Source organism: Nostoc sp. EspVER01, from assembly GCF_034530635.1.
Taxonomy (GTDB): Bacteria; Cyanobacteriota; Cyanobacteriia; order Cyanobacteriales; family Nostocaceae; genus Nostoc.
On sequence record NZ_JAVRCS010000007.1, the window covers coordinates 1 to 12137 of the forward strand.

The following is a 12137-nucleotide window of genomic DNA, read 5'->3' on the forward strand; positions in this document are numbered from 1 at the left end:
GCTGCTGGCGATTCTGCTCCTGTTGCTCTTACTGCTCCTGCTATCAACGGTTAATCATAATCTGAGATACGCTCTTCACGATTTTCTATAAATAAAAGACGCTCTCCCAAAAGGGGGGGCGTTTTTGCATTGGGTTAATTGCTACGTTAATTTAAAGTGCAAAAATGATCGTTATAGTTGAGAACTTAGGAAATAATATCAAAAAGTAAATTTTACAATTAATAACGGGTCATAACGAGTAATAATTGCTAGCAGCGTAGATAATAGCCTCAAAGCTCAAGTATAAGGAGAAGCCAAAAATGATTTTACACCGTGGGCGTAGGGTAGTAGCCGCTTTGTTGCTGTCAGTGGTACTACTGACAACAGCCTGTAGTCCAAAAACACCTGGACGTTTTGACCAGGCACAAAAAGAAAGCACTCAACAAAAAAGCGGTCAATCGGTAGCTAAAACCGCAACTCAGGGTAGCGAATTTAATAAACTTTTCCCAAAAGCTGGTGATGGCTACCAACGCGTCTATACCCAAGAGAAAAAAGGCTTTGCGGAAGCAAAGTTGAAAAAAGGCGGTAAAGATATAGCGGTGCTGTCTATTTCTGATACCACTAGCACACCCAGTGCAGCGGCAAAGTTCTCGAAAAGCACTAAAAAAATTGGCGGTTATCCCGCAGTAGAAGTTGGTAAAACGCAAACTGCAATTTTGGTAGGTAAGTACCAAGTAAAAGCACTTTCTCGTGATTCATCATTTACAGCTAGCGATCGCGAAGATTGGTTAGAGAAGTTTAATCTTAATGGTTTGGCTAACCTGAAATGATTTCCACTACTAACATTCAGATCATAAAACCTAAATAAGGAGATTTTTGTGAGCAAATCGATTGTTGAGTTGGTTGATCAATTGCCAACTGGCGGCTTGACTGTTTCTATGTTGAAGTCTCTCGATTTTGTTGCTCCTGGAGAGTGGCAAAATACCGTCGGCTTTGTCAACACTATCAAGAAAGTCACTGGCGAAGACGACGAAGATTTAATTCAGCAAATTGGCGAAAGAGCGATTTATCTATTTAACGATAAATCCCAAGGATACCAAAGAGCCTTGTGGTTATATCAAACTGTTGATAATACCGATAAAGCGCTTGGTGCAGCAGCTTTAGCTAACAAAGTCGGCGAAAAAATTCCTCTGTTGGGTTTTTTAAACTCTGTCACTCCCAAACCAGATAAAGCCCAAACCATTGATTTGACATTAAAATTAGTGGCTGAGTTGGTAGCCTTCTGTCAAATTAACGGCATTCCGGGAGACAGTATTGGGGATTTTGTCGCCTCTTTAGGAGAGTATAGTGGTGAGTCACTGATCCGCATGGTGGCGTTAGTTTGCGTTGATGGTTTGATACCTTTGGGCCCAGATTTTATCAGCAAAGCGATATCTGGGCTGAATCAAACAAATCCACAGGAGTTAGAACAAAACTCGACTTTCCAAAACATCAAAGATGTGATTCCAGGGAACAATGCTGGCAGTAAACTTAACTTTATCGGCGAAAGCTTTGACTCTGTTAAAGGTTGGATGAGTGGGTTGGTTAGCGCCAATAATTTAACGCCGCAAAAGGTTGTCCACAACTTGCAAAGTTTTACCGATATTGCTGATGACAAGTTGGACTACCTCGCAGCATTCCTGGATGTAGCAACAAATTATTATGAACACACTGGGACGCAAACTTTAGCACATCGCTTGATTGAACGCGCGGTGGCTGAGATTTAGGTTGATGAGTGATTGAAGAAGGTTACAAGGTTACAGGGGACAAATTATTCCCTATTACCTGTAACCTCCTAACCCAAGGCCTATTGGGGTAAATGCAAATCTGCTGCCATCGCATACAAGTAAGGTTGAAAAATAGCCAAGTTTTCCAGTTTATCAAAAGTACCTGTTTGCGTACCTGTGTCAAATGCAGTAGTAATTACGTAAAGTTTACTGCCATCAAAGGCAACATGACCGATATGTTGCTCTTGTACTCCACCTTGTTGCTTAAATCCGGCAAACCCATAGCGGATTCCTTGAAGCTTACCAATGGGTACTGATTGCGGTGGGTAAGCTGAGAATGTAATCTGTTTTCCATATTTACCCTGACGATCTTTCGCAAACGCAGCGTAGTGATCTACAACCCAAGTCTTAAGTACTGGTAAAACCTGGGTTTGGTACTTGGAATTTTGGTAGTTTACTTGGGAAGTAGTTGGAATACCAGCTGCTAAGAGTTTTTTTCGGAAATCTTCATTGTTTGCTAGTGGGTAAATGTTAATCTCAACTGTACCCAAACGTTTTCCTTGGGAGGAGACACACAACAGAGGTGCATTTCCTTCACAGGGAGTAACTTGCCAGTTAGTTGGAGCAGCAGCACTTCCCAGGATTTTCTGCCAGATATTTCCCTGATTAGAGTTGGGAAGTTTGGCAACGGTAGGAGCTTTTACTACTTTGGGTGGAGAAAATTGGGGTAGAACAAATTTGGCTCCTATCGGTATTGACACCAGCAAAATAGAGCCTAGTAATAAATGATAAAGTCGTAACATTTTTTCAAAATCCAGAGCCAGGGATTGCAGGCTAATAATATCTACAATACTTTAACTTTATAGGTATGGAGATAGAGGAAGAATACATGTGGATGAATACTTCAAGGTTAGATACCAAATAAAATATTCCAGCAGAATAAAGCCAAAGGCTTTATTCTGCTGGAGACTCTAGATGTGAAACTTTAACGAATTGACTTAGTAGCGATTATTGTTGCGGCGGGCATTACCGCCACCCCAGCTACCACGAGGAGAACCGCTTCTTTCCTCACGAGGTTTAGCTTTGTTCACTTTCAAATCACGTCCCATCCACTCAGCACCGTCAAGTGCATCTATGGCAGCTTGTTCTTGTGTGTCTGATTCCATTTCCACAAAAGCGAACCCACGCGGCCGGCCTGTTTCCCGATCTGTGGGTAGTTGAACACGATTTACTGTTCCGTATTCTGCAAAAGCCTGCTTTAGGTCCTCTTCTGTAACCTGATAGGACAGGTTTCCGACGTAAATTGACATAGAAATCTCCGAATTCAGGGAGTGTAGAGAGTTAAATTCGGAGAGACGGTTTTTAGAAATCAAAACGAGTTACTCAACCGAAAATAATCTTTATGTCCATGAGTGTAGCACAGCCTTCAGCCTTTGAATATTGCCTGATAGTGAATTTTATTCACAAATCAAACCTTTAAAGACGGTTTGCAGACTTTCTAAAGACTGGCTTTTTTTGCTTGTACTATATTAAAGTTACACTTTTAATCGGAAATCGTAATTAACTTGCGATCGCCTAGGTATTTAGTGTTTTGAAAATTAAGCTGTGGACTAAAGAGTAAAGATTTCGGTGATTGTGCTAATCATACCATGATTAACTATCTTAAAAGAAATTTAAAAAATATTCATTCTCAAATGCACTATTAGCTATGGTCAAATTGCGCTAAGATACATTCTGCTTTCTTACACAGTACTTCGTGATATTCACCATTACTAGCTAGCAAACCTCCCCATTGATTGATATCACCAGTGTTATACTGCAACGGCGTGCCATCGAAGTGAGTAAACTGACCACCGGCTTCTGTTAAAATCAATTCTGGAGCGGCTATATCCCAATCTTTGGGCGCAGACTTGCCGGAAAGGGAAATGTAGATATCTGCCTGTTGCTCAACAATAGTGGCGATTTTGCAGCCTACACTACCCACAGATTTCTGATTTTGACAGGGTAAATTTTGTAGCAGATGATCTAACCGTTGGTTGCGGTGAGAGCGACTAACGACTAAGGTTAAATCCTCAATTCGTTTACCTGAAGACACTTGTAAAGAAACAGAACCATCACGGGTTTCTACAAATGTACCCCCGCCTTTGGTAGCGTAATATAACTTTTGAGCCTCTGGTACTGCCACCACTGCCAACACTGGGCGTGTTTCCTTGACTAAAGCAATGTGAACTGCATAGTCTCCAGTTTTTTCGATAAAATCTCGTGTGCCATCCAAAGGGTCAATTATCCATACCCAAGGGGCAGAAGCCTTTCTACCACTACTTGACGATTGATAAGTTTCTTCGCTGATGTAAGCAAAATCTTCGTTACCCAAAGTTGCTTGTAGCCTCTGCAAAATGTATTGACTCACAGCTACATCGGCAACGGTGACAGGCTCATTTTGTTTATATTGAATTTCTAAGTTAGGGTCTTTTGCTGTGCCGTCGTAATACGATCGCAGTATCTCTGCTGCGCCCCAACCTACCTCACGAGCGATCGCTAATATTTCTTGTAAATCTTTCATTAATTTGGCCTATCTAAAAATATGCATAACGTGATTAGGGACGCACAGCGATACTTAGTTTAACTAATTACGAACTTGTACTGAGCGTCTTGCCCTGAGTTTCGACTACGCTCAACTACCGCGAAGCCGTTGGCGCAGCCTCTCGTAGAGAAGGGAGCCGAAGTATTACGAATTATCTTAAATCCATCCAGCGCCGAGTACCAAAAAATTTACAGGAATCAGCAGCAATATTAGCTGCCAGTGCCAGTGCATCAGTAAAGCTTTCCCTTAAAATGTAATGACAAAAAGCACCGTGGAAAATATCTCCAGCCCCTAACGTATCAACTGCTTGAATCTGCGGCACATCTACGATACCAGTTTTAGTGCCACTCAAGTATTCAATTGGTTCTTGTCCGTGGGTAATGGCGATGTGAGGAATGTCAAATCCACTGAGATAGCTAAAAACGTCTTCTCCACTTTGGCAGTTGGGGGGATAAAAATTAGCTGAACAGATTGCATAATCTACAAATGGTAGAATTTGCTCAAATCCCGGCTTCCAACTACCACCATCGATTACCACTGGGATATTCTTGGCTTTAGCCATTTGAACGATGGAATCACCAACCGCCATCTGATGTCCATCAATCAGTACTATATCGATATTCTGCAAAATATCTGGCGGGATAGATGCGCTGCCAGCTTGAGTTTTGACAGCATTGATCGAAACCACAGCGCGTTCACCTGTGGCTTGAGTGACAATAATCGAAGATACAGGCGGTACTAAATCAGTGTTAGGCTCAAGGTCTGCGATCGCAACTTTATAATTTGCCAAGTCATCTCGAATGAGCTGCGTCATTGGGTGAGAACCTACTACACCTAAGACAATAGCCTGATTTGCCAAATAATTGAAAGTTACAGCCGCGTTTGTTGCTGGCCCCCCTGCCGCTACAGTATAGTCAGTAGCGACAATCTTTTGATTATTCTTAGGGGCAGAGTCAGCAAGGTAAATCAAATCTAAAGTTACTAAACCTACAAATAATCCACGATTCATCTGCTCTTTCGTTCAAAATTCAATTCTGAATTCTGGCTCGCTTCGACTCCTTTCGACTTCGCTCAAGGCAAGTCGCTCAGTGACTTCCTGACTCCTGAATTCTTTCTTGGGAAATGGATATGGCTCTTGGCGACTGACAACTTCGATTGCTGTCTTCAACCAATCAATATAAGTCTCTTCTCTTTGGATTACCAACTCCAGCACCAGCCTTTGCATCACCTGCTTTCGGTTGGCAGATTCATCACTCAGTGATGGTAAATCGATGGTTTCACATTCAGCCAGCTTTTTGCTTCGAGCCGCCAATTGTTGCTCTAGTAGGTGAATGATGGTTTCATTCGATAACTGATCTGCAAAATGCAACTGCACGAGTAAAGGTTCTCTGATAGTCGGTAAGGGCTGATGAATCCCTAGCCATCGGCTAAATTCGGCTTTCCCTGGCTCCGTCACACTGTAGACTTTGCGGTTGGGGCGATCGTGTTGAATCTCAATGTTACAGGTAATCCAGCCTTGCTCAACTAGCTTATCGAGAGTTCTGTAAATTTGTGCCTGATCTGCTGGCCATAAATGGGCAATGCATTGATCGAAGCAGCTCGTTTTGAGGTCGTAGCCCGTCATTTCTTGCTGCTGAAGAAGACCTAAAATTACATTTGCTAGCGACATGAAGATGGTTTTCCCATAATTGATACTTTCTCGCTCGGTTCTACACTATGTAGCTCTTATAATTTTATGTTAATATATGATTAATCAAATATAAGACATGACGTTTATAAAAGACATGCTCATTATAATGCTTCTTAGCAAGGAAACCAAATACATAAAAAACTCCATTCACAAGGGTATGGAGGAGAAGAAGGGAATAGGTTAAAGGTTACAGGGTACAGATCCCTATCACCTGTTACCTGTCACCTCTTCCCTAATCCCAATGCCCAATTCTCAATGCTTAGAAATTATTTAAGCCATTGAAGACTATTGTAACGAGAGGATAAGTAACATTGACTTCTAACACACTTACACAAAGAATACGTCAGCATCAATATCTGCGTGATTTACGAAACAAATTACTCGACCTTCACAAGATGTTGCTGGAGACAGAACGCATTGCCTACGAACAGATTAGTGGACGAGTATCAAGTGGAGAACTTCTTCAGCTAGTCATCGCTCACGAACAATTTGCTTGGCTACATCGCATTTCTGAGATGGTTGTGCAAGTTGATGAAATGCTCCAAGCAGACGAACCGATATTACTGGACGATTTCCAAAAATTGATTGCTGATGTCCGTACACTTATTGTACCGTTAGAGACGGGTAATACCTTCGAGAGAAAGTATTACAACGCTCTCCAGCGCGAACCTGGTGCTGTGTTGGCACACGCGGAGATATCCAGATTCCTCACGTCTAAGGTTTGATTGCTAATTTACTAATTCAGCACTCAGCACTTTTCATCCAAACAGTGCTGAGTACAAAAGTAAGAATCGTACTCAGCACTTGGGCACTCATCAACTAACTGCCACCAAAGGCTGAGGTATTTCAGCTTTATGCCATACCGATTTCCCTGTTAGCAGTTCTACAACATCCATCCCATTCCCAATCACACCTGGTACACTCGGATATCCGGCACTTGCTCCGACGAAAAATAGGTTAGATAACTCTGTCGTATATCCCAAACGATTTAAACCAACCTGTTTGGGAATTAATTTCGCACCGTAAATATTACCCTGCGGCTGTCCTAGATAAAATTCGCTGGTGGTAGGTGTGCCGTAAACTTTCATCCGGGCGTAGTTGTCCACATCTGGAATCAAATCTCGCACACTTGTCATCATCTGCTGATAAACTTCTCGCTTTTTGGCTTTATAGGCTTTTAGATTAGTTTTGTGCAGATTTTCAAATGGTTTATAAGAACAGACAGTCGCAATCTCTAAAACGTGATGTCCTTTTGGCCCCATCCCTGGTTCGCTAGATTTCATCGTTGGACAAGAGAGGAAAATCCACGGATGACTGAAGTTACCTGCCAATTGTTGTTGATATTCTCTATTCAGGTCGCCTGTGGGATAATACCAAATATTCCAATTACCGATGCCATAACGTTGAGGATCGAAACGGCTATCTAAACCCAAGTAGATATTGAAAGCACTGGCTGAGTATTCGTAACTGGTTAGACGTTGATGCTCTTTGTGACTCAAAGCTTCAGAATCATGCATCAACTCCACTGTTAATTTGGGGTCGAGGTCGCTGATATAAGCTTTGTTGGCACAATAGCTTATACCATCGGCAATGACACTATGGACATTATGGTTGCTAACTTGAATATGGCTTACCGGAGTTGAGTATTTGATTACACCTCCACCTGCGGTAATGACGTTTGCAATGGTGTTAACAAAGTGTTTGAAGTGATGTTTAGGATAATAAGCACCTTCTGAGTAGTCCCAAGTTAGGGAAGTGTGCGTGAGTAGCGCAATTTCTTCTGGTGGTAGTGCATAGTCGCCACTTTGTCCTGCCAACAATGCTTGTAGTTTAGGCGATAACCCGACGTGGTTATACAAATCTTGTAGAGTCCAATTGCGCTTTAAAAATAAATTCAAATATTTTGGTAATTTTAACCAGTCAGACAACTTCCGATCGAACCAGTGTACTTCCTGCACTAGGCTGCGAATTTCTTGGTGGAGTTGCTGAATTTCATTGCAGTAACGGTTAATAGCATTAGCTTCTTCTGGAAATGTGGAGAGTAAACGTGATCGCAAATTTTCCCATCCCAAAGGAATTTTGAAATCTGCCTCTGGTGTAATAACTCGATCGATACAGTCAGGATCGAGGCTATTAAGGGGTACATCTTGATTAAGATAGTCGAGAAATTTACCTATAGTCTGACCAGAACCACATTGAGAAATGTAATGTACGTCAGCACAAAAACTATATTCCCCGTAATCAAAGGTGTGACAACATCCACCAGGTAAATAATGTTGTTCTAGAACTGCTACCCGATAACCTTGTCGAGTTAAACAGGCTGCGGCCGAAAGTCCGCCCAATCCGGCTCCCAGTATCACATAATCGAAGATTTCCATCTCAGTCTCCTTTGGCAATCTTGATTTCGGTGTTATGGTCTTTTATCGCTGTTTTTACCAGTAGAAATGCCAAAATACTCAGCGCTTCTTCAGCTAGCAGTTTTCATTCAATGAAAATTGCTAGAGAAACCCTTCGAGAGAAGGTGCAAATATTTTTATCGCTGATAGTAATAATTGCACCTTCACAAAATATTCTGATATTTAGCTGCGGCAATTTTGCCAACAACTTCACTAACATTTAGATGCCCTGAAGGATGTTAAGTGTTCACTGATTTAATTTAAAGTAACCGCAAAAAAAACTAGCTTAAAATCCCTGTTGAAGCTTGCAGATAGTTAGCAGGCGATAATTTAAGACTTTAAGCCCTTGCTTTTTATCCTTTATGTATTAATTTTATTTAAACTATCAAAACTTGTTTGAAAATGGTTGCTTTTCTTCATAAAAACTTACTAAAGTATTAATTAGCTAAAACTATATAGAGAAGCAAATAAAAAATAATAACTCCTAATTCCTAACTCCTAACTCCTAACTAATAATTAATGACTAACGATCCATTTGCACCAGTTATCGGACAACAGCAAGCTGTAGAATTACTCACTCAGGCTGTCAGACAAAACCGGGTTCCTCCAGCCTACTTATTTGTGGGGCCAGATGGTGTAGGCAGGAGTTTAGCAGCCAGATGCTTTGTGGAATTGCTATTTTCTAGTGGCATGGAAGTCACTGCATCTTTGCAAAACCGTTTGTGTCAAGGGAACCATCCAGCTTTATTGTGGGTGCAACCAACATACCAATACCAGGGACAACGATTAACAGCAGCAGAAGCAGCCGAAAAAGGACTCAAGCGTAAAGCACCACCTGTAATTAGACTAGAGCAAATTCGGGAAATTACCGAGTTTTTAGGTCGTCCGCCTTTGGAAGCGCCGAGGAATGTGGTAGTGCTGGAAGAAGCGCAAACAATGGCAGAAGCCGCAGCGAATGCTTTACTTAAAACCTTGGAAGAACCGGGACAGGCGACATTAATTTTAATTGCACCGACACCTGAATCTGTGTTGCCGACTTTGGTATCACGCTGTCAACGTATTCCTTTTTATCGGTTAGATGCAGAGTCTTTGGCTGTTGTACTCACACAAACAGGCCATCAGGAAATTTTACAAAATCAGGCAGTATTGAGCATAGCAGCTGGTAGTGCTGGAAGTGCGATCGCATCTTATGAACAATTACAAGCAATTCCCCGTGAGTTACTCGAAGACTTGAAAAAAGCGCCTAAATCTTACCGTAACGCCTTAGAGTTAGCCAAAAAAATTGATAAGGATTTAGATACAGAAGCGCAACTGTGGTTAGTTGATTATCTTCAGCAATTTTACTGGCAGCAATGGCATCAACCTAGTATCATTAACCAGCTAGAACAATCTCGAAAATACTTGCTTGCTTACGCTCAACCACGTCTAGTTTGGGAATGTCTGCTTTTATCCGTGTATCAAAAATCAAATTCTATTTCTCCTACTCATCGCTGAGTGATATCATGTCCGCTTGATTGCTTATTAAACCCGAAGAACCCCACCCCGCCAAAGCTACGCTTTGTCTCCCCTCCCCGCTTGCGGGGAGGGGATTAAGGGGAGCCAGCGCGGTCTTGGGGGTTTCCCCCATGAGCGACTGGCGTGTGGGGTGTAATGACTGCGGTTAGCATAACTAATTACGCGGACATGATATGAGATTGTATTTCTATAATTCCTTATCAAAACAATATTTAATTAATTCGTAGCGAAAGAAATTAGGCAAAACTCTGCGTTCCTACCCTGTGGGAAAGCGTACCACTTCGTGGAAGCAAGCTATGCGTAGCGTCTCGTAGAGAAGCGCCTATGCGTTTACTTTGCGTCCCTCTGCGTTTCAAAATATTACAATGTCTTCTTCATCGTCTATCGTCAAGTTCATAGCGAGTGAAGGTATTGTAATAAAAGCGATTCCTGGATAAAACAAAAAGTTTATATGACCTCAGTTTCTCCTCACAAAAAAGCCAGAGCCTTAAAACCTACCAGCCGCCGCCCTGCAAAGGAACTCTGTAGCGAGTGCGGACTATGCGATACATACTATATTCACTATGTCAAGGAAGCTTGCGCTTTTATTAATCAGCAAATAGGCGAACTAGAAGTTGAAACACACACGCGATCGCGCCATCTCGAAAACCCCGATGAACTCTACTTTGGTGTTCATCAAGACATGATAGCTGCGAAGAAACAGCAGCCCATCGAAGGCGCACAATGGACAGGTATTGTGAGCAGCATTGCCATTGAAATGCTTAATAGCGGCTTAGTTGAAGGTGTAGTCTGCGTGCAAAACACCAAAGAAGACCGCTTTCAACCCATGCCCGTCATTGCCCGTACCCCAGAAGAAATACTAGCAGCGCGGGTAAATAAACCAACCCTTTCTCCAAACCTTTCCATATTAGAACAGGTGGAAAAATCGGGAATGAAGCGGCTGTTGGTAATTGGTGTTGGTTGCCAAATCCAGGCATTACGAGCCGTAGAAAAACAACTTGGTTTAGAAAAGCTGTATGTTTTAGGTACGCCCTGCGTAGATAACGTTAACCGCGCCGGATTGCAAAAATTCTTAGAAACCACCAGCCGATCGCCTGACACAGTTGTGCATTACGAATTTATGCAAGACTTTCGGGTTCACTTCAAACATGAAGATGGATCATCAGAAACAGTGCCTTTCTTTGGCTTGAAGACCAACAAACTCAAAGATGTCTTTGCCCCATCCTGTATGAGTTGCTTTGATTACGTCAACTCCCTAGCCGACTTAGTTGTTGGTTACATGGGCGCACCCTTCGGTTGGCAATGGATTGTAGTTAGAAATGATACTGGTAAGGAAATGCTGGATTTAGTGAAAGACCAGTTAGATACCCAACCAGTAACGTCTAAAGGCAACCGGAAAGAAGCCGTACAACAAAGTATTCCCGCTTACGATAAAGGCGTAACTCTGCCGATGTGGGCAGCAAAACTGATGGGTGTGGTAATCGAAAAAATCGGCCCCAAGGGTCTAGAATATGCGCGATTTTCCATTGATTCTCACTTTACTCGGAATTATTTATATGTGAAGCGCAATCATCCAGAGAAATTAGAAGCGCACGTTCCAGAGTTTGCCAAGCGTATTGTTGGACAATATAAATTACCAGAATAGGGGAAAGGGGAAAGGTGATAGAAAATAATTTGTACCCTGTAACCTGTACCCTATTCCCTTCTTCACTCCTCACTAGACTTCTTGGCATTTGTCGGGATAAGGGGCAGGGGAAAGGTTTGTTATTTTCCCTTTCCCCTTTAACCTTTACCCTTTTCCCCTCTCTTGCAAAAAGCACTTTTGCAAAAGGTCTACTGCTGACTCAACTCGATAACATTCCCATCTGGGTCTTGAGTGAACAGGGCAGCGCGACCAGAGGCGCTAGCTTGAATGGGATAATTATGATTGAGAAATTCCTGTTTGGCGGCGTCTAAGTCGGCTACTGTGAAGGCGACGTGGGGATTACGTCCCCATTTTTCGTTTGGGTTTTCCGTGGGGACATTGGTTGCAACTATCAGGTGAATTTGATAGTCACCGACTTGATACCATGCACCAGGGTAGTTTAGGGAACGATCTATTTTGGATAATCCCAATACTTTGCCATAAAAATATTCAGAGCGTTCTAAGTCAGTCACAAGAATCGCTGTATGGAGACTTTGGGTAATCTGCATTGTCGGTAAGATGC

General features: G+C 42.3%; 11 protein-coding genes and 1 pseudogene. 5 read left to right on the forward strand and 7 right to left on the reverse strand.

What is annotated here, in order from left to right:
* The first annotated feature begins 299 nt into the window (after positions 1-299).
* Positions 300-809, forward strand: a complete 510-nt coding sequence (locus RMX69_RS08090; RefSeq protein ID WP_322637125.1) for a hypothetical protein — start codon at positions 300-302, stop codon at positions 807-809.
* Between the two features lie 48 nt (positions 810-857).
* Positions 858-1745 carry a hypothetical protein gene (locus RMX69_RS08095; protein WP_289796477.1) on the forward strand — a complete coding sequence of 296 codons (888 nt, stop codon included), beginning with the start codon at positions 858-860 and terminating at the stop codon, positions 1743-1745.
* Between the two features lie 80 nt (positions 1746-1825).
* Here RMX69_RS08095 and RMX69_RS08100 read toward each other — a convergent pair whose 3' ends face one another.
* The 5 genes and pseudogenes from RMX69_RS08100 to RMX69_RS08120 all read right to left on the reverse strand — a co-directional run.
* Positions 1826-2548 carry a hypothetical protein gene (locus tag RMX69_RS08100; protein WP_289796478.1) on the reverse strand — a complete coding sequence of 241 codons (723 nt, stop codon included), beginning with the start codon at positions 2546-2548 and terminating at the stop codon, positions 1826-1828.
* A gap of 195 nt (positions 2549-2743) precedes the next feature.
* Entirely contained in the window at positions 2744-3055 is a 312-nt protein-coding gene (locus tag RMX69_RS08105) for an RNA recognition motif domain-containing protein (protein WP_181932305.1), read from the reverse strand.
* 392 nt (positions 3056-3447) lie between these two features.
* Complete coding sequence (locus tag RMX69_RS08110) at positions 3448-4308, reverse strand: 3'(2'),5'-bisphosphate nucleotidase CysQ (protein ID WP_322637126.1); 861 nt, start codon at positions 4306-4308, stop codon at positions 3448-3450.
* 172 nt (positions 4309-4480) lie between these two features.
* Complete coding sequence (locus tag RMX69_RS08115) at positions 4481-5338, reverse strand: sugar kinase (protein ID WP_322637127.1); 858 nt, start codon at positions 5336-5338, stop codon at positions 4481-4483.
* A 126-nt stretch (positions 5339-5464) separates the two neighbouring features.
* Positions 5465-5998 (reverse strand): annotated as a pseudogene (locus RMX69_RS08120) (PadR family transcriptional regulator); the annotation flags it as partial.
* A 332-nt stretch (positions 5999-6330) separates the two neighbouring features.
* Here RMX69_RS08120 and RMX69_RS08125 point away from each other — a divergent pair.
* Positions 6331-6744 (forward strand): hypothetical protein, encoded by a 414-nt coding sequence (locus tag RMX69_RS08125; RefSeq protein WP_190240786.1) that lies wholly within the window; start codon positions 6331-6333, stop codon positions 6742-6744.
* Positions 6745-6834: 90 nt separating this feature from the next.
* Here RMX69_RS08125 and RMX69_RS08130 read toward each other — a convergent pair whose 3' ends face one another.
* On the reverse strand, positions 6835-8397 hold the full coding sequence (locus RMX69_RS08130; RefSeq protein WP_322637128.1) for an NAD(P)/FAD-dependent oxidoreductase: 1563 nt from the start codon (positions 8395-8397) through the stop codon (positions 6835-6837).
* A 537-nt stretch (positions 8398-8934) separates the two neighbouring features.
* On the opposite strand from RMX69_RS08130, the gene RMX69_RS08135 reads away from it, so the two are divergent.
* Positions 8935-9909 (forward strand): DNA polymerase III subunit delta', encoded by a 975-nt coding sequence (locus tag RMX69_RS08135; RefSeq protein WP_322637129.1) that lies wholly within the window; start codon positions 8935-8937, stop codon positions 9907-9909.
* 472 nt (positions 9910-10381) lie between these two features.
* Positions 10382-11575 (forward strand): Coenzyme F420 hydrogenase/dehydrogenase, beta subunit C-terminal domain, encoded by a 1194-nt coding sequence (locus tag RMX69_RS08140; RefSeq protein WP_322637130.1) that lies wholly within the window; start codon positions 10382-10384, stop codon positions 11573-11575.
* 188 nt (positions 11576-11763) lie between these two features.
* Here RMX69_RS08140 and RMX69_RS08145 read toward each other — a convergent pair whose 3' ends face one another.
* A complete protein-coding gene (locus tag RMX69_RS08145) occupies positions 11764-12123 on the reverse strand; it encodes a VOC family protein (RefSeq protein WP_322637223.1) in 360 nt (119 codons plus the stop codon).
* Positions 12124-12137 lie beyond the last annotated feature (14 nt).